This window comes from Streptomyces sp. CBMA156 (assembly GCF_014596515.1).
Lineage (GTDB): Bacteria > Actinomycetota > Actinomycetes > Streptomycetales > Streptomycetaceae > Kitasatospora.
Window position 1 is genome coordinate 1 of the sequence record NZ_MSJQ01000407.1, and the last position, 18,926, is coordinate 18,926.

Sequence of the window (18,926 nt, forward strand, 5' to 3'; positions counted from 1 at the left end):
GTGGTCACCTACGCCAGCCCCAACGCCCTCTCCGCCTACCACCGGCTCGGCCTCACCACCGACCTGGTCGGCAGTCACCTCGGCCGGGCCACCGCCGACCTCGCCCCGCCGTCCCGCTCGGCCGTCCGCGCGGCGCTGGAGACCGCCCGGCGCTGGGGCCTGGAACGGCCCCCGCTGAAGGCCCCGCCGCGCCCGGCGGCCAGGGCCGCACTCACCCCGGTCCAGGGCGTCAAGCTCGCCGACGGCCGCCCGCCGGTCGTCTACCGGGTGCCGACCGACGACAAGGTGGTCTTCCTGACCGTCGACGACGGCGCCGAGAAGGACCCCGAGTTCTCCCGGATGGCCGAGGAACTGGGAATCCCGCTCAGCACCTACGTCTCCGACTACCTCGCCCGCGAGAACTACGACTACTTCCGCGACCTGCACGCCCAGGGCGTGGAGATCAACAACCACACGATCAACCACCGCAACCTGAAGGTCCTGGACTACGAGACCCAGCGCCGGGAGATCTGCACCCAGCAGGACCAGCTGGAGCAGCAGATCGGCGTCCGCCCCCGGCTGTTCCGGCCGCCGTACGGCGAGTACAACGACGACACGCTGCGCGCGGCGGCCTCCTGCGGGGTGCAGGCGGTGCCGCTGTGGAACGAGGAGGCCTTCCCCGACCACATGGAGTGGCGCTACGACGACCGGAAGCTGCACCCGGGCGACATCATCCTGACCCACTTCCGGGGCACCGACATCTGGAAGGCCTCCATGCCTGACCTGCTGCGCAAGGTCGTCAACGACGTCACCGAACAGGGCTTCGCCCTGGCCAGGCTGGACGACTACCTGTAGCGCGCCCCGCGGCGACCGCCGGGCGGGGGCTCAGCCGAGCGAGAGGGCGTCGAGGTACACCCAGGCGCCCTCGTACCGCACGAAGCGGCTGTTCTCGGTGAGGACGCCGGCCTCGCCGCCCTCGGTCCAGTGCGCCCGGAAGGCGACCGTGCCCTGGGCGTGGAACGCGCCGCCCTCGGTGGTGACGCCCACCTCCAGTCCGGTCCAGCGCAGCGCCGGGTCGAAGTCGACCTCGGCGGGCCGGGTGTCCGGGTGCCAGGTGCGCAGCAGGTACGCCTCGTCCTGCGCGGCGAAGGCGCTGAACCGGGAGCGCATCAGGGACTCGGCGGTGGTGGCCGCCGTCTGGCCCCGGTGCAGCCGGCCGCAGCAGTCGCCGTAGGCGGCGGGCAGGCCGCACGGGCAGGGGGAGGAGGGCAGCAGCCGGGGCGCGGCGGCGCGGGGGGCGGGACGACGTCGGGACATGCCGTCCATTGTCCCCCACCCGTCGCGCGGCCCTCGGCCCGCCCGGCGCGGGGGCTGCGGGGCCGGCTCCGGACATCCGGCCGGACCGGGTGCCCCGCCGCGGTCCGGGCTCAGGGACGGGCGTCGCCGAACCAGGTGTGCAGGGCTCGCCGCAGTCCGTCCGGGTCCGTCCGGCCGGGCTCGACGGCCCAGGCGACGTAGCCGTCGGGGCGGAGCAGGAGCGCGCCGGCCGGAGGCTGCGGGCAGTCGGCCGGCACCAGGTCCACCCGGTCCTTCCAGCCGGCCGCCAGGTCCGCGAGCGGGAGGCGCCCGCCGCTGAGGTCGATGAGCAACGGGCGTGCGGTGCGGGCGAGTTCGGCGATCCGGACCGGCCCGTCCGGGGTGGTGGCCGTGAGCTCGGGAACGAAGCGCCCGGCGAGCGGGTGGGGGCAGCCGACGTCGTAGCGCACGTCGCTGCCCGCCATCAGCGCGGCGATCCGGGCGAGGTTGTCCGGGTGCGCCAGCAGCTCGCCGAACAGGGCGCGCACCGCGGTGGTGTCGGGGCCGGGGGCCATCAGGGCCATCTGGGCCTGGGAGTGCATGAACACCCGCTCGCCGACCGGGTGGCGTTCGCGGTGGTAGCTGTCCAGCAGACCGGGCGGGGCCCAGCCGTGGAGTTCGGCGGCGAGCTTCCAGCCGAGGTTGGCGGCGTCCTGGAGGCCGAGGTTGAGGCCGGGGCCGCCGGTCGCGGCGTGGACGTGGGCGGCGTCGCCGACCAGCAGCACGCGGCCCCGCCGGTAGCTGTCGGCGAGCCGGGTGTTGTGGCCGACCTGGCGGCGCGGGGTGAACGTTCCCGGCGTGCGGGCCTGGGTGAGCGCCAGGTCGGCGCCGGTCACCCGGTGGATGCTGGCGCGCAGCTCGGCCAGGGTCAGCGGCACGGTCTCGTCCACCGGCGCTGCGCCCCACTCCAGTGTGGCGACCATGGTGGCGTCCGGGGTGAAGGGGGCGAGGGCGATGACGCCGTGCTCGGTCCTGGTGTGGGTGAACGGGCGGAACGGGACGGGGCAGCCGGGCAGCAGGAAGTCGCCGTCGGCGGTCCTGCGCACGTCCTCAGGGAGCAGCACGTGGGCGATCCGCGAGACCGGATCGGTCGAGGTCACCCCGGGGAAGCCGATCCCGGCGAGCTTGCGGACGGTGCTGCGGCCGCCGTCCGCGCCGACCAGGTAGCGGGTGCGCAGCTGCTCGTCGCCCGTCGGGCCCCGGAGTCCGATCGTCACGCCGGCCTCGTCCTGGGTGAAGCCGGTGACCTCGTGGCCGTGGCGTACGGTGACGCCGAGGTCGCGGGCGCGTTCCTCCAGCACCTCCTCGATCCGGTGCTGCCGCACGGGCAGGGTGTGCAGCGGGTTCTCGTCGAGCAGGTGCAGGTCCAGCGGAAAGGCGCCGAACACGAAGCGGGGCGTGGGCCGGGGTGCGCCCGGGGCGCCGCGGAGCGGCTCGTACAGGCCGCGGTGGTCGAGCAGCCGGTTCACCTGGCCGACCAGCCCGTTGGCCTTCTGGACCGGTACGCGTCCGGGCAGCCGCTCCAGCACGACCGGTCGGATTCCGGCGAGCGCCAGTTCGCAGGCCAGCAGCAGCCCGTTCGGGCCCGCGCCGGCGATGACGACGTCGTGGATCATCTCGAACTCCCCCTCTGGGACCATGGGTTCAGTGTGACGAAGGGTCCGGCAGCCCGGTTGCCAGCTGGCGCAGCGCCTCCGCGAGCAGCGACTGGTAGGGCACCGGCGGGTCGGCGGTGAGGTACTGGTCGTTGGCGGCCCTGACCGCGGCCAGCGAGGCCGCGGCGACCAGCTTCGGGTAGAGGTCCAGGTCCGGGTCGGTGCCGGTCCGGGCGGCCACCGCGGCCGCGAGTTCGGCCTCGGCACCCGCCCCGCCGCGTGTCAGCTCGGCCTGGAGCGCCGGCTCGCGCAGCAGCAGCCGTACGGCGGCGGTCCACTGCCGGTCCGGCTGTCCGGGCAGGTCGCCGAACGGGGCGAGCAGGGCCAGGGTGAGCGCCTCCCAGAGCGGTTCCCCGGAGGGCCGTTCCCGCAGCGCCTCGGCCGACCGGTGGATGCGGTCGCGCTGCCGGTGAACGATCGCCTCGGCCTTGCTGGAGAAGTAGTTGTTGTACGTGCGGGGGGAGACTCCGGCGGCGGCCGCGATGTCCTCCACCCGCACGTTCTCCAGCCCCCGCTCCGCCGCCAGGCGCAGTGCCGCCCAGCTGAGTGCCTCCCGCGTCGCGGCCTTCTTCCGTTCCCGCAGCCCGGGCTGACCCTTCGTCATGGGCTCCACTGTCCCGGAAAAGGTGCGTGTCACGCAATAGTGCGTGGCACGCAAGTTTTTCCCGGCGCGACGGGCTGTGGCGAGCCGCCCGCCACCTGCGGTTCGTCGCTGATAGTAGTTGCCTGGTCGCGGAGCGATCCCCGTCGGGAGCCCGTCCCCGCAGGCTTTCCGGCAGGACGACTCGACAGGACTTGAGGAGCGGTCATGGGTGGCAGACAGCGTCCGCCGAGAGCGCGGGCCCCTCGCCAGGGCAGGCCCGCCGGCGGCGGTGCCCGGGTGAACTCCCGCGCGGCGTTCGCCCGCATCGAGGGATTCCTGGCCTGGGAGGCGGAGGTCGCGGCGGCCGAGCGGGACGCCCGCGCGTTCGCCGCGCAGTTCCCGTGGCTGCCCGCGGCGGAGCGGGAGATCCTCGAACAGGCCTACGCCGCCGACCGGTTGCGCTACGCCGAGGAGGTCGTGGACCGGGCGGTCGAGCGCTGCCGGCGGCTGGCCGCCAGGTACCGGGTCGAGTGCCGCCGGATCTGCGCCCGCTGGGCGGCGCTCTGCCTCTCCGTGGCCCTGGTCGCGGCGCTGTTCGCCGTCGTCCCGGCCGTCCTGGGCGGCTGAGCGCCGCCCCGCACGACGAGGGCCCGCTGTGCCGGTTCCGGCGCAGCGGGCCCCTTCGGTGCCGGCGGGTGTCAGTGGTGGCCGTGGCCGCTGCTGATCTCCTCGTGCTCCTCGGCGGTGGGCTTGGAGATCTGGCTGTACTTGCCGTAGAAGCCGCGGGAGAGCTTCACCCGCGCGCGGGTCCACAGCCCGGCCTTGCGGGCCACCCCGTTCTCGTCGACCTCGGGCGGCAGCTCCGACGGCTGCGGCTGGTCGTGCGAGGTGAGGGTGTAGAGGCGGCCCTGCGGCAGCGGGGCGTGCACCTCGACGAACTCGCCGTGCTGGAGCCGGTTGATGACGCCGGTCTCCCGGCCGTGCAGGACCTTCTCCTTGTCCCGCCGCTGGAGGCCGAGGCACCACCGCTTGGCGATCACGAAGACGACCACCGGCACGGTGAAGAAGCCGGCCCGCACCGCGTAGGTGATCGCGTTGATCGAGAGGTGGAAGTGGGTGGCCAGCAGGTCGTTGCCGCCACCGGCCAGCAGGAGCAGGTAGAGGCTGATCCAGGCCGCGCCGAAGGCGGTGCGGACCGGGGCGTTGCGCGGCCGGTCGGCGATGTGGTGCTCGCCGCGGTCCCCGGTGATCCAGGCCTCCAGGAACGGGTAGCACCAGATGGCCAGCAGCACGGTCGGGAAGACCATCAGCGGGACGAACACCCCGAGGTTGAGGGTGTGCCCGCCCCAGACGCTGATCTCCCAGCCGGGCATCACGCGGATCAGGCCCTCGGAGAAGCCCATGTACCAGTCCGGCTGGGCGTTGGTGGTCACCTGGTCCGGACGGTACGGGCCGTACATCCAGATCGGGTTGACCGTGGCGATCGCGGCCATCACCGCGACCACGCCGAAGACCAGGAAGAAGAAGCCGCCCGCCTTGGCCGTGTAGACCGGCAGCAGGGGCATGCCGACCACGTTCCTGTTGGTCCGTCCGGGCCCGGCGAACTGGGTGTGCTTGTGGTAGAAGACCAGGATCAGGTGCGCCGCGAGCAGGCCCACCATGATCCCGGGGATCAGCAGGACGTGGACGGTGAACAGCCGGGGGATGATGTCGGTGCCGGGGAACTCGCCGCCGTAGAGGAAGAACTGAAGGTACGTCCCGACGATCGGGACGGCGAGGACGGCGCCCTCCATGAAGCGGATGCCGGTGCCGGAGAGCAGGTCGTCCGGCAGCGAGTAGCCCATGAAGCCGTCGAACATGCCGAGGATCAGCAGCAGCGCCCCGAAGACCCAGTTGATCTCGCGCGGCTTGCGGAACGCGCCGGTGAAGAAGACCCGCATCATGTGGGTCAGCATCGAGGCGACGAAGACGATTGCGGCCCAGTGGTGGATCTGGCGCATCAGCAGGCCGCCGCGCACGTCGAAGCTGATCTTCACCGTCGAGGAGAAGGCCTCGGACATCGGGATGCCCTTGAGCGGGACGTACGACCCGTCGTAGACGACCTCGCCCATGCTCGGCACGAAGAACAGGGTGAGCCAGACGCCGGTCAGGATGATGATGACGAAGGTGTAGAGCGCGATCTCACCCAGCATGAAGGACCAGTGGTCGGGAAAGATCTTGCGCAGATTGGCCTTGGCCAGGGAGTAGATGCCGAGCCGGCCGTCCGTCCAGTCGGCCAGGGCCTCGGCCTTGTTGGCGGGCTCGGCGCGCGTGCTGGTCTCCGGTCCCGGCTGCGACTGCTGGTCGGTTCTCACGACGGGCTCCCCGGCGTCCTCGGCATGCCGTGCTGGAGGCCCGCCGGCGGGAACGCGGGCCGGCGAAGTGTTGTGATCATGGGACCTCTCGATACGGGGCCGCCGGCCGGACCGGCGCGCGGACCGGGTGTTCCGCTGGACCCGTTGCTCAGGGTGATGGATCGCTTACTCTGTCATGCTGTCGGCAGGGGGCCGACTGTGCACGTCCATCGGCCCGTCAGGCCGCTCGTGTCGGGCCGGACGAGGGCCCTGACGCCCGATCGGCTGGCCGCCGGTCGGCCCAACGGGCGCCGATGCTGCGGTCGAGTGCCGCTGAACCGTTTCGGCGCGCGCCGCGTCCGGGGGTCGTACGGTCCGGGGCCTACGCTGCGCCAATGGTGGATCACCGTGAACTCTTCGAGGACGTCACCGAGGCCCTCGCCCGCGCCGGGTTCGACACCGGTCCAGGCTCCTCACCACTGTGGATCGACCGCCACCCCGAGGGCGTGGTGGTCGGCTGGACGCCGGGCGCGGAGCCCGGGGGGCCGCCCTCCCGGGAGGCGCTCGCGGCGCTGAGCGGCGCGGCCGCGGTCGTGCTGCGCGAGCGCGGGTACCTGGTCTCGGGGACCGAGGAGGGCGATCTGCTGGTGCGCTCCGCCGAACCGGTGACGGTTCCCGACGCGCCCGAGCCGGAGCCGGTGCCGGAGCAGTGGTGGGGGTGACGCGGGCCGCCTGACGGCTTCGTCGACTGTGCCGTGTCGGAGCTGTGCCGTGCAGGGCCGGCCACGGTTCGCGCGGCGTGTGGCCGGGGCCTCGGGCGGTGCGGACCGGTGGTGCCGGGCCGGGGCCGGACCCGCCGGGCCGGTGGTTCGATCCGTGGGTCGGCGACGGTCGGTACCTTGGCTCGGCAGCGCCCGTCGGCGGCTTGTGGCGCGGCAGGAGGGCGCTCCGGCCCGCCCCGGGCGTGCTCCGGGTGCGTTCCCGGGGCCGGTCCGCGTCGGCCACCGCTTTCGCGCGGTGCTTCGCGGGCGTACGGTGGCCACACGGTGGCACGCCGCCGGGTGGGCCGCCTGGTCAGTGTCGGCACGCCCCGCCGGAGGCCGTTGTGGCAGACCGGATGGCCTTCTTCACCACCCCGCGCGCGGAGCGGGCGCGACGGGACGCGCGGGAGCGGCTCGGGGACTGGCGCGAGGTGTACCGGCCGGGTTCGCTGCTGCCGATGGTGGGCAGCCAGGCGGGTCGGTGCATGGACTGCGGACTGCCCTTCTGCCACAGCGCCTGTCCGCTGGGGAACCTGGTGCCGGAGTGGAACCAGCTGGTGGCCGAGTCGGGGACGGGCGAGCCGTCGGGTGCGGGAGTGGGACCGGGGCCGGGCAGGGGACCGGGCGCGGACGCGGGGGCGGATTGGCGGGCGGCCGCGGCGCGGCTGCTGGCGACCAACAACTTCCCCGAGTTCACCGGGCGGCTCTGCCCGGCGCCCTGCGAGAGCGCCTGCGTGCTGGCGATCGACGGCGCGCCGGTGACGATCAAGAACGTGGAGCTGGCGATCGCGGACCGGGCCTGGGCGGAGGGCTGGGACGGGCCGCGGCCACCCGAACGGCCCGAGCGGGCCGGCGGGCGACGGGTCGCGGTGATCGGCTCGGGCCCGGCCGGGCTGGCCGCCGCCCAGCAGCTCACCAGGGCCGGGCACGCCACCACGGTGTACGAGCGGGCCGACCGCGCGGGCGGGCTGCTGCGGTACGGCATCCCGCCGTTCCGGCTGGAGAAGCACCGGCTGGAGCGCCGGCTGGACCAGCTGCGGGCCGAGGGCACCGCCTTCCGCACCGGGGTGTGGGTCGGCCGGGACGTCCCGGGCGAGGAACTGCGGGCCGGGTACGACGCGGTGGTGGTCGCGGTCGGCGCGACCGCGGGCCGGGAGCTGCCGGTGCCGGGGCGTGAACTGCCCGGCGTGCACCAGGCGATGGAGTACCTGACCTGGGCGAACCGGGTGGACGAGGGCGACCGCCCGGCCTCGCCGGTGTCCGCCGAGGGGCGGCACGTGGTGATCGTCGGCGGTGGGGACACGGCGGCGGACTGCCTGGGCACGGCGCTGCGCCAGCACGCCGCCTCGGTCACCCAGCTGGACATCAACCCCCGCCCGGCGGAGGACCGGCCGCCCGGGCAGCCCTGGCCGGTCCACCCCAAGGTGTACCGGGAGACCACCTCGCACGAGGAGTCCGGCGCCGCGGAGGCCGGGCCCAGGCTGTTCGCCGCGGCCACCGTGGGCTTCGAGCCGGGCCCGGACGGCCGGCTGGCCGCCGTCCGCTTCGCCGAGGCCGAACCCGGCGACCGCAGCCCCCGGGCGGGCACCGCGCGGAGCCTGCCGGCGCAACTGGCGCTGCTCGCGCTGGGGTTCACCGGGCCGGAGCCGGACCGGCGGCTGTTCGGCCAACTCGGCCTGGCCATCGGGTCGGAGGGCACTCTGGCGAGGGACGACGGGTTCGCCACGGCGGCGGAGGGCGTGTTCGTCGCGGGGGACGCCGGGCGCGGGCAGTCGCTGATCGTCTGGGCGATCGCGGAGGGCCGGGCGGTGGCGGCGGCGGTGGACCGGTACCTGCGGGGGCGGACGGAGCTGCCGGCGCCGATCGCGGCCTCGGCGCGGGCGCTCACGGTGTGAGTCCGGGAGCTGCCCGCGCCGGGCCGGGGTGGGGGTGGGTCGGTGAGCTGTGGTTCGGCGGGGCGGTGGGCCGGGATGGGTCCGTCGGGCCTGTCCGGCCTGTTCGGCCTGTCCGGCCTGTCGGGCCTGGGGTCAGAACAGCGGCAGACGGCGGGCGAACACGTCGTCGACGTGGTTGGTGTCCCCGGGGACGAGGGTGCCGTCGTACGAGGTGAACACCACCGTGGTGCCGAGGGCGTCGACGAACGGGAAGTACGAGGAGCCGGCGGTCTGCGAACCGTCGCCCGCCACGCTGACCCGCTCGGTGCGGCCGGTCCACAGGTCGTGCCGGAAGACGTCCTCGGTCTCGTTGGTGTCGCCGGGGACGAGGTTCGCCGCCGAGGACTGGAAGAAGACCCAGCGGTTGTCCGCCGTGATCCGGCCGCCGGTCGAGCCGAGGGTGGTCTTCGTCCCGGGCAGGCCGGCGCTGACCAGCGTCTCGGTGCCCTGCTTGAGGTCACGGACGTAGAGCTCGAAGTGGCGGTCCCACTGGCTGTCGCCGTGCAGCACCCAGGACGAGAAGACCGCGTAGCGGCCGTCCGGGCTGATCGAGGGGGTGACCACGCCCCGGTAACCGTCCTCGCCGTCCGGGCTGGCCAGGCTCGTCCGCTCGGTGCGCAGGTCCCGGACGTACAGCGGGTAGGTGTGCGGCTTGAGGATCTCCGCGCGGGCCCCCGGCCGGAAGGAGTCGGCGACGAACTCCTGGTCGGGTTCGACGGACAGCTCGGCGAGCGCCTTCGCGGAGAGAGCGCCCGGCTGACCCGGGTCGAGCATGTTGGTCGCCTTGGAGATGAAGGCGACCGTGCTGCCGTCGGCGCTGATCTCCGGAGCGGAGGAGGAGCTGTTCGCCTCCTTGCCGCCCGCGCCGATGCTGACCAGGCGGGTGTCGCCGGTCCAGCGGTCGGTGACGTAGATGTTGCCGCCGGACCAGGTGACCGTGCCGGGGGCGAGGTCGGTGCGGTTGGACTGGTAGGCGACGTAGCGGCCGTCCCAGCTGATCGAGGGGACGCCGGCCAGCTTGCCCGTCTGCGGCACCCCCGTCCTGCCGACGCTGACCAGGCGGGTGTCGCCGGTCCAGCGGTCGTGGACGTAGACGTCCTCGGAGCCGATGTTGGCACCGGGCGCGAGGTTGGTGGCGACGGAACTGAACGTCACGTAGCGGCCGTTGCCGCTGATGCTCGCCTCGTAGGCGTCACCGTCGGCCTGGACTCCGCCGGGGCCGGTGTCGACCCGTTCGGTGCGGCCGGTCCACAGGTCGCGGACGAAGGCGTCGGACTTGCCGTTGTGTCGCCGGGCACCAGGTCGGCGGCCTCGGAGGTGAAGACGGCGAAGCGGCCGTCGAAGCTCAGGCCGCCGCTGCGTGATTCGCCGGTGGCCTGCGCCTGCCCGGGGCCGACGGAGACGCGTTCGATGCGGGCGCCCGGCCAGGCGGTCGGGGCCGCATCGGTCGGGGCCGCTTGGGCGGGGGCGGCGACGGCGACGGCCAGTGCGGCGGCCGCGAGGGTGCAGGCCGCGCGCAGCGGTCGGCGGATTCGGGTCATTGGTTCCCTCCCCTGGGATCGGCCGTGCCGCGTCGGCGGTGGACGCCGAACTCCCCGGCGGCAGGCTCGGGGCGAGCCAACCGTCGGGCGGGGCGGTCGGTCAACGGTTGCGCGCCGGGAGCGGCGCATTCGGGGCGGGAGGGCGTGGACGCGATCGGGTCGGGTACGTACGGCCATTGCTGCGATCCGCCGACGTGGGGGTCGGGAGATGTGCGTACGAGGGCCGGAGGGCGAAGGCGAGGACGTGAGCGCAGGCGAGGGCGCGGGCGAAGACGTGAGCGTGGGTGCAGGCGACTGTTCCTGCTGCTGGGCGGGAACGAGGAGACGCGGGTGCTGACCATGCTGCCCAAGCGTGGGGCAGAGGACGTCCGGCGGCCGGGGGAGCTGATCGGTCGGCATGCGACGGCGGTCGTCCTGGACTGAGTGGTGGTCCGGTTGGTGGGTCACGGGGTGGGCTCGCTGGGCTCGGTGATGGCGCTGGTCGTGGTGGCGTCCTCGGGGGCGGCGTGTTCGGACCGGTGCGCCCGCTGGTCGTAGCGCCAGAGCGCGGGAACCGCGGCGGACAGCGCGGCCGAGCTGCCGAGGCAGAGCAGGCCGCCGGTGCGCAGTGCGGCCCTGATGCCCTGCCGGGCGGCCAGGCCACCGGCCCGCAGATCGCCCAGAGCCGGCCCGGCGGATCCGATCAGCATCTCCAACCCGGCTGCGCGGCCCCGGAGTTCGTCCGGGATCGACTGGTTCCAGATGGCGCTGCGGAAGGTGTCGCCGATCCAGTGGGCGCCGCCCGCGACGGTCAGGCAGAGCAGGGCGGCCCACACGCCCGGGGCGAACGCGGCCGCCGCCGTCGCCGCGCCGACCAGGGCGGCGGAGAGCAGGACCAGCCGGCCGTGTCGGTGCACCCGGTCCGTCCACCCGCCCGTCGCGGCGGCGATCAGGCTGCCGGCCGCACTGGCGGAGTAGAGCAGGCCGAGCGCCCAGCCGGCGTCCAGGTCCGCGGCCAGGAACGGGAACAGTGCGGTGGGCAGGGCGAAGGCGGTGGCCGCGAGGTCGGCCAGGTAGGTGCCGATCAGGTCGGGTCGCCGGGCCGCGTACCGGGCGCCGTCGAGGAACTCGGTGAGCCGCGGCGCCTCGGCGTCCCGCTCCGATGGGACCGGCCGGACCCGGGCGAGCAGGGCGATCGAGAGCAGGAAGGTGGCGAGGTCGACCAGGTAGGCGGCCGGGACTCCGGCGGTGGCGATCAGCAGTCCGGCCGCGGCCGGGGCGGCCACGCCGCCGATGCTCCAGCGGAGCGAGAGCAGGGCGCCCGCGGCCACCAGCTGGTCCTGGGGCACCAGCCGGGGGACCATCGCCTCGACCGAGGGCTGCTGGATGCCCTGGATCGCCGCCGCCACCCCGGCGGCGGCGTAGAGCGGCCACACGGCGGGGGTGCCGAGCAACGCGTTGGCCAGCAGCAGGGCGCTGAGCGCGGCCAGCGCGACCTCGGTCGCCAGGGCGACGGTGCGGCGGTCGGCGCGGTCGGCCAGGACGCCGCCGTAGAGGCCGAACAGGATGGCGGGCACCAGTTCGACCGCGCCGACCGCGCCGACGGCCAGCGGTGAGCCGGTGAGGTCGGCGATCTGGAGCGGGATCGCGGTCATGGTGAAGATCGAGCCGAGCAGGGTGACGGTGCCGGAGGTCCAGGTCAGCCGGAAGTCCCGGGAGGAGCGCCAGGGCGTGGTGTTCGGCAGCAGTCGGGTCCGGAGGCGTCCTGAGGTCGTGCCCGTTCCCGAGGTTGTGCCCGTTCCGGGAGTCGCGGTCGGTTCGGATGTCGGGTTCGGTTCAGAGGTCCGATTCGGTTCGGAGGTCGGGTTCGGCCCGGTGGTCATGAGGGGTGAGGTCCCTTCGCTGCCGTCGGCGGGGTCGCGACGGCTCTCCTTATCGCTGATAAGTTACGGCTCGGGAACTTATCGGCGATAAGGTGGATCTGGCAAGCGGATATCTCAGGAGGCCGACCGGATGGCGCTGACACGCGACGAGGTGGTGCGCACGGCACTGCGCCTGCTCGACGAGGAGGGCATCGACGGGGTCACCACCCGCCGGCTCGCCCGCGAACTCGGCGTGCAGTCACCGGCGTTGTACTGGCACTTCAGGAACAAGCGGGAACTGCTCGACATGATGGCCGAGGCGATGCTCGCCGAGGCGCTCCCGCCCGACCGCGAGCCGGACCCGGAGCACTGGCCCGAGTGGATCGCCGCCGACGCCCGCGCCAAGCGGAACGCTCTGCTCGCCTACCGCGACGGCGCCAGGGTGCACGCGGGCACCCTGCCCACCGAGGGCGAACTCCCTGCGGTCGAGGCCCAGTTGAGTGCCCTCTGCCGGGCCGGGCTGCGCCCCCGTACGGCGCTGCGGCTGCTGCTGACCGTCGACCGGTACATCATGGGCTGGGTCACCGAGGAACAGGCCTGGCGGCAGGACGCCGCGGACCGGGACCAGCCGCCGTTCCCGGACGCGGCGCTGAGTGAACTGCCGCTGTTGCGCGAGGCGGTCGACGTGCTGCGGATGACCGACCACGACGCCGACTTCGAGTACGGGCTGCGGGTGCTGATCGAGGGGTTCCGGGGCGAGATCGCGCGGGAGGCGGCGGGGGGTTGAGCGGTGCCGGGTGCCGGGTGCCGGGTCGGCCGGTGGCCGGGCGGTGGCCGGGCCGGCGTGAGGCCTCGGCGGGCCGCTACGCTCCGGCGAGTCGGAGGGCCTCGCGGAGCCGTCCGTCGGAGCTCGCGAGCAGGCGGGCGGCGGTGGGCGCGTCCACGTCCGCGAGCAGGGCCAGGATCGCGTCCTTGGCCCGGCCGCCGGTCGCGGTCAGGGCGCGGTCGACCGCTGCCGGATCGGCGCCGGTCGCCTCGGCGACGATCCGTCGGGCGCGGTGGCGCAGCTTGTCGTTGGTGGCGCGGAGGTCGACCATCAGATTTCCGTACGTGCGGCCGAGCCGGACCATCACGGCCGTGGACAGCAGGTTGAGCACCAGTTTCTGCGCCGTACCGGCCTTGAGCCGGGTCGATCCGGCCAGCACCTCGGGGCCGACCTCCACCTCGATGCCCAGCTCGGCCGCGGCCGCCAGCGCCGAACCCCGGTTGCACGCCAGTCCGACGGTCAGCGCCCCCGTGGCCCGCGCGGCGCGGACGGCGGCCAGCGGATAAGGCGTACGGCCGGAGGCGGAGACGCCCACCAGGGTGTCGTCGGGGGTGAGCGCGAGCGCGGCCACATCGGCCTCGGCGAGGTCGGTGCGGTCCTCCGCGCCCTCGGCGGCGGCCGTGACGGCCGAGTACCCGCCCGCGATCAGACCGACGACCAGCGTCGGATCGGTGCCGAAGGTCGGCGGACACTCGACGGCGTCCAGCACGCCGAGCCGACCGGCCGTCCCCGCGCCGGCGTAGACCAGCCGGCCGCCACGCGCCATCCGGGCGGCCACGGCGTCCACCGCGGCGGCGATCCGCTCCAGCTCCCCGGCGACGGCGGCGGGCACGCTGTGGTCCTCGGCGTTCATCAGGCGGAGCAGTCCGACCGTGGGCAGCTGGTCGATCGCGGCCCAGTCGGGGCGGATGGTCTCGGTCGCGGGTGCGGAGTCATGGCTCATGCCGCGAGCCTCCCCGGGTGCGTGGCGGCCGAATCCGGGCAGGCGTGAAGGGGAGGGAGGCGATGGAGATGGAACCGACCGTCGCCGAGCTGCTGGAACGGTTCGGCCGCACCTATGCGGAGGAAGCCGGGATCACGCTGCGCGACAAGCCCTCGCCGCTCTACCGGCTGCTCGTCCTGACCGTGCTGTGCTCGGCGCGGATCAGCGCCGTCACCGCCACGGCGGCGGCCCGCGAGCTGTCGGCCGCCGGGCTGCGGACCCCGCGCGCGCGATGGCCGACGCCCGGCGCGGGACGCTCATCGCCGCCCTGGGCCGGGCCCACTACGTGCGCTACGACGAGAGCACCGCCACCGCGCTCGAGCAGGGGGCCGAGCTGCTGCTCGACCGCTGGCACGGCGACCTGCGGCGCCTGCGGGACGAGGCCGGGGGCGAGCCGGAGCGGATCGGCGAGCTGCTCCGGGAGTTCCCCCGGATCGGGCCGGTCGGCGCCGGGATCTTCCGGCGCGAGGCGCAGGCGGTCTGGCCGTCGCTGCGGCCGTACTTCGACGAGCGGGCGCTGGTGGAGGCCCGGGTACTGGGGCTGCCGGGCGAACCGGACGGGCTGGCGGCGCTGGTCGGGCCGGGGGAGCAGGCCTGGTTGGCGGCGGCGCTGACCCGGGCGAGCCTGGTGCACGTCGGGGTCGGGTGAGGGGTGGCGTCCAGAAGGCGGGTACGGGACCGGGCGCGGGGGTGGGTGCAGGACCGGGTGCGGGGGTGGGCGCGGGGTCAGGCCATCCAGAAGAAGACCGCCGTCATCCGACGCTCTGGCAGCTCGGTGCCGTAGTAGCCGGTGGCGCTGTGGATCAGGTTGGCGTGGTAGAGGAGCAACTGGTTGTAGCGGTTGGGGACGCGGACGTCCTCGGTGAAGTGGTCGCCGGGCACGTGCCGGGTGCCGAGCGCTTCGACCAGGTTGTTGTGCGGGGCGTTGACCAGGTTGCCACCGAGACGGCCGCCGGGGAACTGCTGGCGGTAGAAGCTGGTGCCGGCGTCCTTGGGGGCGCCCGGGCTGAGGTAGAGGACGGCGGCGTAACGGCAGAGCGCGCGGGAGTCGGTGTGCGGGCGGGACTCCGACTCGCCGGCGCCGACGACCTGCACGCAGTTGTGGTTGAGCGTGCCGCCGCCCGGGGCGCTCTGCACCCAGAGCCGGGAGGCGCCGGTGGCCTTGCGGACCAGCGATTCGACCCGGGCCAGTTCCCCGGGCTCCAGGCCCGGCATGGTGCGGAGCCCGGGCCAGGTCTCGGGACGGTGCGGGTAGCCCTCGGTCCAGTCCTCACGGGCCAGACAACGATCCCGGACGGCGTCCGGATCGGGCAGCACGTTGTCCAGGACCCAGTAGTCCCGGCCCCTGGTGGGTTTGCGGTACGGCAGGACCGGCAGGGCGGTGGGCCTGATGGGCTGTGAGGGCATGGGCCGACGATAGGCGCGGTGATCGTCAACCTTCTGCCGTGAGCAGGTCAACCTTTCGTCAAAGGCGCCCTGACCAGGGGTGATCGTCGGCGCTCCGGTGGGTGGCGGTGCTGCGGTCGAGAACCGTGTCAGCGTTCTCTCAGCGACCGGACCATGATCACCGGCTTGGCGTCCACCGCTGTACCGATGTTCCAAGCGCCGCCAATTGCATCTGATGCGAACTCGCGACGGTTCGCGAATCGTCGTGGCCAGCGGCGCCAACCAGCACGCTGACCAGTGAAGTTGGCCCCGCCTGCTGGTGGCGACCGTAGCGACGGACGCGAGCGCGACGCCAGCTGGTGTCACTCGTCCGGCTGACTGACCTGCGATTTGCCCACCGACTCGCATCAGATGCGGTTTTCTCGCATACGACGCGAGTGACGGAGGGTGGTGGACCGGTGGGGTTCAACGGGTCGATCCCAGGTGCGGCACGGCTGCACCTGGTGGACGGAGTCGCGCTGCTGCGGCCGGAGGAACAGGTCTTCACCGCGATGCTGACCGGGTTCGCCAACCAGCAGCTCGCGCGGAATCTGGCCCGGACGACGGTGGAGGGGCGGGAGAACACGGTCAAGGCGTTCGCCGCGTACGTGAACACCTACCCGTGGTACTGGACGCCGGCGATGGTCGACGAGTGGCTGGGTGACCTGCGTTCGCTGAGGGATCTGCGCCGTTCCACGATCCGTTCCTACTCGGAGGCGGTCCGGGCGTTCTGCCATTTCGTCACCGACCCGCTCTACGACTGGGCGGCCACGTGCGAGGAGCGGTTCGGCACCCACCCGGTCCAGGTGGTGCATGAGTGGAACACCGCGGTGCACGTCCAGGACAACGAGGCCGATGCGAAGAAGCGGGCGTTCACCAAGGCCGAGCTGCACGCGTTCTTCGAGCACTGCGACGACGAGGTCGCCCGGATCAGGGCCTTCGGTCGCAAGGGCTGGCTGCCGGCGTTCCGTGACGCCACCCTGTTCAAGACCGCCTACGCCTACGGGCTGCGGCGCAACGAGACGCGGATGCTCGACGCCGCCGACTTCGGCCGCAACCCGCACGGCGCCGAGTTCGGCGGGTTCGGCCGCTGCCAGGTCCGGTTCGGCAAGGCCAAGAAGGGCTCACCGCCCAAGCGCCGCGGCGTGCTGACCGTGTTCGGCTGGACCCCCGATGTCCTGGACGAGTGGTTCACCGAGGTCCGCCCGCTGCTGGGCACCGACGGCAACCCTGCGGCCTGGCCGTCCGAGCGCGGACTGCGGATCGGCTGCCAGCGCATCAACTCCCGCTTCATCACCTACCGCAAGGGCCTGGGCCTGGACGACGGGCTGGACTACCACTCCTTCCGAAGGTCCTACGTCACCCACCTCATCGAGGACGGCTGGGATCCCCGCTTCGTCCAGGAACAGGTCGGTCACGAGCACGCCAGCACCACGTCCATCTACACCTGCGTCTCCTCGGACTTCCGCACCCGCACCCTGCGCCGGCACCTGGATGCCACCGTCGCCGCCGCCCTCCGGGCCCAGAACGGGAAGCAGGCATGAAGCGCAAGGTCGGCTACACCTGGCGGTTGCGTGAGGTGATGGCCCAACACCGCATCTTCACTGCGACCGAACTGGTCCCGCTGCTGCGCGAACGCGGCATCGACCTGTCCGCCTCCCAGGTCCACCGCTTGGTCTCCGGAACCCCGGAGCGGCTGTCGCTGCAGGTCCTGTCGGCGCTCTGCGACATCCTCTCCTGCACTCCGGCCGAGCTGGTGGCCACCACCGCCGAGAACGCCGGTGTCCGCAAGACCGCCACGGGCGACCTGCCCACCCCGCCCGACAACGTCGCGAAGCTCCGGCCCCGCGCGGCCCGCATCCTGCCCGACGCATGAGCCGCCCCTACGCCACCGACGAGCAGTACGAGCATTGGTACATGGCCGAGTGCTGCCGCTGCAGCCAGCGCAGACACAAGGCCGGCACCTGGCCGGACGGATACGTCTGTCGCACCTGCTCGGACCGCGCGGTGCGAACACGAGGCACGTGCCCGGGATGCGGCCAGGACCGTGCCCTGCCCGGACGTCACCCCGCCGACGGCTCCGCGATCTGCACGACCTGCGCCGGCTTCTCCCAGACCTTCGACTGCTCGCGCTGCGGCTTCGAGGGCAAACTGCTGGGCGGCCGGCTCTGCGAACGCTGCACACTCACCGACCGGCTGACCGCCCTCCTGGACGACGGCACCGGCCGCGTCCGGCCCGCGCTGACACCCTTGTTCAACCTGCTGGCGGCGATGGACAAGCCCAGAAGCGGCCTGGCCTGGCTGGAGATGCGCCGCGGCCATCCCGGAAACGCCTCGCAGCTACTGCGGCGGCTCGGTCTCGGCGAGATCCCTCTGACCCACGATGCCTTCCACGAACTCCAGCCCTGGCGGGCAGCGGCTCACCTGGAAGAACTCCTGATGGCCAGCAAAGTCCTGCCCGCCGTCGACAAGTACATCTGCTCCTTCCAACGATGGCTGCCCGGCCACCTGGCCAGCATCGCCGATCCCGAGCACGTCAAGACGATCAAGCTCTTCGCGACCTGGCGCGTCCTTCCCCACCTGCGTGAACGAGCCGATCGCAGTCGGATCACACCGAGCGTCCGCGGCTTCGCAGCCGAGCAGATCACCTGCGCGACAGCATTCCTGCAGTGGCTCAGCGCACGGAACACTACCCTCGCGTCCTTGGGCCGGCTCGACATCGACGCCTGGTTCGCCGAGAACACCGAACGCGGCCGCACCTCCCTGAGACCCTTCCTCAACTGGGCCATGCAGGGCTGCCGATGCCCACGCTCCCTCTCCATCCCCGCACAGAGGATTTCCCGGCGACCCGCCCTGAGCGAGGACGAACGCTTGGCCACACTCGGCCGGCTGCTGACCGACACAGACGCATCGATGCGCCTCCGCGTCGCCGGGGTCATCGTCCTCCTCTACGATCAACCCCTCACCCGGGTCGTCCAGTTGACAGTCGACGACGTGCTCCACAACGGAGAGACCACACTGCTGCGGCTCGGGGAACCCGCCTCGCCCGTCCCCACACCGGTAGCGGCCCTGCTGCTGGCGTACATCGCGAACCGCGGCAACATGAACACCGCCACCAACCAGGCATCCCGCTGGCTCTTCCCCGGCCGCCGAGCCGGCCAGCCAGCCCGCCCCGACCACCTCTCCGCGCTCCTGGGCGAGATCGGCATCCCAGTCGCCGCCGCCCGCGGCGCCGCCGTCAGACAGCAACTCCTCGAACTGCCCGCCCCCGTCGTCGCGGACGCCCTCGGCTACCACGACAAGACCACCAGCCGACTCCTCCGAGAGACCGGCGGGACCTGGAGCCGACACGCCGCAGGCGACCACACCCGGTCACCAACGGGCTGGGCTCCCCGGGGAACCCACGGCAGTTGAATGCGCGAGCCCACCAGTACCGAGGCCGTTCAAGCCCTCGGCGGAGGCCATCGCCGACCGGGCGAGCAAGCCGCACCGCCACCGGGCCCCGTCGCTGCCGGTGCGGGGGCCGGCGGACGAGAAGGACGTGAGTGACGTTCCGGTTCCGAATAGGGTGACGCCGTGCCTCAACGTTCTGGTCAGCCGCCTCTCCCATCCCGCCGGCAACTTGCCAGCCTGCGGGACTTCGTCCATGGAAGGACCTACTCGGCTGCCTCGGTCGCCATCCGGCTCGACGGCGCTCCGCCTCATGCCGA

Annotated in this window: 17 protein-coding genes and 1 pseudogene; 9 read left to right on the forward strand and 9 right to left on the reverse strand. The window is 73.2% G+C overall.

Annotated features, from left to right (window positions below):
- On the forward strand, positions 1–834 hold an 834-nt coding region (locus tag BU198_RS36135; RefSeq protein WP_188301036.1), incomplete at its 5' end, for a polysaccharide deacetylase family protein.
- Positions 835–864: 30 nt separating this feature from the next.
- Here the strand turns inward: BU198_RS36135 and BU198_RS36140 are convergent.
- The 3 genes from BU198_RS36140 to BU198_RS36150 form a co-directional block, all read right to left on the reverse strand.
- Positions 865–1,296 carry a YchJ family protein gene (locus BU198_RS36140; protein ID WP_188301037.1) on the reverse strand — a complete coding sequence of 144 codons (432 nt, stop codon included), beginning with the start codon at positions 1,294–1,296 and terminating at the stop codon, positions 865–867.
- A 110-nt stretch (positions 1,297–1,406) separates the two neighbouring features.
- Positions 1,407–2,975, reverse strand: a complete 1,569-nt coding sequence (locus tag BU198_RS36145; protein ID WP_223245408.1) for an FAD-dependent monooxygenase — start codon at positions 2,973–2,975, stop codon at positions 1,407–1,409.
- 4 nt (positions 2,976–2,979) lie between these two features.
- Complete coding sequence (locus BU198_RS36150; RefSeq protein ID WP_188301038.1) at positions 2,980–3,594, reverse strand: TetR family transcriptional regulator; 615 nt, start codon at positions 3,592–3,594, stop codon at positions 2,980–2,982.
- Between the two features lie 276 nt (positions 3,595–3,870).
- On the opposite strand from BU198_RS36150, the gene BU198_RS36155 reads away from it, so the two are divergent.
- The gene (locus tag BU198_RS36155; protein ID WP_188301039.1) at positions 3,871–4,200 is read left to right on the forward strand and encodes a cytochrome C oxidase subunit I; all 330 of its coding nucleotides are present in this window, start codon (positions 3,871–3,873) and stop codon (positions 4,198–4,200) included.
- Between the two features lie 71 nt (positions 4,201–4,271).
- Here the strand turns inward: BU198_RS36155 and BU198_RS36160 are convergent, their stop codons facing one another.
- Entirely contained in the window at positions 4,272–5,852 is a 1,581-nt protein-coding gene (locus tag BU198_RS36160) for a cytochrome b (protein ID WP_223245413.1), read from the reverse strand.
- Positions 5,853–6,301: 449 nt separating this feature from the next.
- Here BU198_RS36160 and BU198_RS36165 point away from each other — a divergent pair, with 449 nt between their 5' ends.
- On the forward strand, positions 6,302–6,628 hold the full coding sequence (locus BU198_RS36165; RefSeq protein ID WP_188301040.1) for a hypothetical protein: 327 nt from the start codon (positions 6,302–6,304) through the stop codon (positions 6,626–6,628).
- Between the two features lie 383 nt (positions 6,629–7,011).
- Complete coding sequence (locus BU198_RS36170) at positions 7,012–8,562, forward strand: glutamate synthase subunit beta (protein ID WP_317620470.1); 1,551 nt, start codon at positions 7,012–7,014, stop codon at positions 8,560–8,562.
- A gap of 132 nt (positions 8,563–8,694) precedes the next feature.
- Here BU198_RS36170 and BU198_RS36175 read toward each other — a convergent pair whose 3' ends face one another.
- The 3 genes from BU198_RS36175 to BU198_RS36185 form a co-directional block, all read right to left on the reverse strand.
- Positions 8,695–9,756, reverse strand: a complete 1,062-nt coding sequence (locus BU198_RS36175) for a PD40 domain-containing protein (protein ID WP_188301041.1) — start codon at positions 9,754–9,756, stop codon at positions 8,695–8,697.
- Complete coding sequence (locus BU198_RS36180; RefSeq protein ID WP_188301042.1) at positions 9,753–10,142, reverse strand: hypothetical protein; 390 nt, start codon at positions 10,140–10,142, stop codon at positions 9,753–9,755. Before BU198_RS36180 ends, BU198_RS36175 begins: the two co-directional genes overlap by 4 nt.
- Before the next feature lie 443 nt (positions 10,143–10,585).
- Positions 10,586–12,004: an MFS transporter gene (locus tag BU198_RS36185; RefSeq protein ID WP_188301043.1), complete on the reverse strand. Its 1,419-nt coding sequence runs from the start codon at positions 12,002–12,004 to the stop codon at positions 10,586–10,588.
- 130 nt (positions 12,005–12,134) lie between these two features.
- Here BU198_RS36185 and BU198_RS36190 point away from each other — a divergent pair, with 130 nt between their 5' ends.
- Positions 12,135–12,770 (forward strand): TetR/AcrR family transcriptional regulator C-terminal domain-containing protein, encoded by a 636-nt coding sequence (locus BU198_RS36190; protein ID WP_223245409.1) that lies wholly within the window; start codon positions 12,135–12,137, stop codon positions 12,768–12,770.
- Positions 12,771–12,846: 76 nt separating this feature from the next.
- Here the strand turns inward: BU198_RS36190 and murQ are convergent, their stop codons facing one another.
- Positions 12,847–13,752, reverse strand: coding sequence for an N-acetylmuramic acid 6-phosphate etherase (gene murQ, locus BU198_RS36195; protein WP_188301044.1), 906 nt, complete (start codon positions 13,750–13,752; stop codon positions 12,847–12,849).
- A 62-nt stretch (positions 13,753–13,814) separates the two neighbouring features.
- Between murQ and BU198_RS36200 the strand changes: the two are divergent.
- Positions 13,815–14,440, forward strand: a pseudogene (locus tag BU198_RS36200) (endonuclease).
- A gap of 77 nt (positions 14,441–14,517) precedes the next feature.
- Here BU198_RS36200 and BU198_RS36205 read toward each other — a convergent pair.
- On the reverse strand, positions 14,518–15,198 hold the full coding sequence (locus tag BU198_RS36205; RefSeq protein WP_188301045.1) for a DUF6445 family protein: 681 nt from the start codon (positions 15,196–15,198) through the stop codon (positions 14,518–14,520).
- 437 nt (positions 15,199–15,635) lie between these two features.
- Between BU198_RS36205 and BU198_RS36210 the strand changes: the two genes are divergently transcribed.
- Genes BU198_RS36210 through BU198_RS36220 form a run of 3 tightly spaced genes read left to right on the forward strand, consistent with a single transcriptional unit; the run spans position 15,636 to position 18,630 of the window.
- Positions 15,636–16,760, forward strand: a complete 1,125-nt coding sequence (locus tag BU198_RS36210; RefSeq protein WP_188301046.1) for a tyrosine-type recombinase/integrase — start codon at positions 15,636–15,638, stop codon at positions 16,758–16,760.
- Positions 16,757–17,092 (forward strand): helix-turn-helix domain-containing protein, encoded by a 336-nt coding sequence (locus BU198_RS36215; protein WP_188301047.1) that lies wholly within the window; start codon positions 16,757–16,759, stop codon positions 17,090–17,092. The genes BU198_RS36210 and BU198_RS36215 overlap by 4 nt, the downstream gene beginning before the upstream one ends.
- Positions 17,089–18,630, forward strand: coding sequence for a hypothetical protein (locus BU198_RS36220; protein WP_188301048.1), 1,542 nt, complete (start codon positions 17,089–17,091; stop codon positions 18,628–18,630). Before BU198_RS36215 ends, BU198_RS36220 begins: the two co-directional genes overlap by 4 nt.
- Positions 18,631–18,926 lie beyond the last annotated feature (296 nt).

Excerpts from the sequence above, each read along its gene's own strand:
- BU198_RS36140 (WP_188301037.1), bottom strand. The coding sequence starts at position 1,296 with ATGTCCCGACGTCGTCCCGCCCCCCGCGCCGCCGCGCCCCGGCTGCTG.
- BU198_RS36145 (WP_223245408.1), bottom strand. The coding sequence starts at position 2,975 with ATGGTCCCAGAGGGGGAGTTCGAGATGATCCACGACGTCGTCATCGCC.
- BU198_RS36150 (WP_188301038.1), bottom strand. The coding sequence starts at position 3,594 with ATGACGAAGGGTCAGCCCGGGCTGCGGGAACGGAAGAAGGCCGCGACG.
- BU198_RS36165 (WP_188301040.1), top strand. The coding sequence starts at position 6,302 with ATGGTGGATCACCGTGAACTCTTCGAGGACGTCACCGAGGCCCTCGCC.
- BU198_RS36180 (WP_188301042.1), bottom strand. The coding sequence starts at position 10,142 with ATGACCCGAATCCGCCGACCGCTGCGCGCGGCCTGCACCCTCGCGGCC.
- BU198_RS36185 (WP_188301043.1), bottom strand. The coding sequence starts at position 12,004 with ATGACCACCGGGCCGAACCCGACCTCCGAACCGAATCGGACCTCTGAA.
- BU198_RS36190 (WP_223245409.1), top strand. The coding sequence starts at position 12,135 with ATGGCGCTGACACGCGACGAGGTGGTGCGCACGGCACTGCGCCTGCTC.
- murQ (WP_188301044.1), bottom strand. The coding sequence starts at position 13,752 with ATGAGCCATGACTCCGCACCCGCGACCGAGACCATCCGCCCCGACTGG.
- BU198_RS36205 (WP_188301045.1), bottom strand. The coding sequence starts at position 15,198 with ATGCCCTCACAGCCCATCAGGCCCACCGCCCTGCCGGTCCTGCCGTAC.
- BU198_RS36215 (WP_188301047.1), top strand. The coding sequence starts at position 16,757 with ATGAAGCGCAAGGTCGGCTACACCTGGCGGTTGCGTGAGGTGATGGCC.
- BU198_RS36220 (WP_188301048.1), top strand. The coding sequence starts at position 17,089 with ATGAGCCGCCCCTACGCCACCGACGAGCAGTACGAGCATTGGTACATG.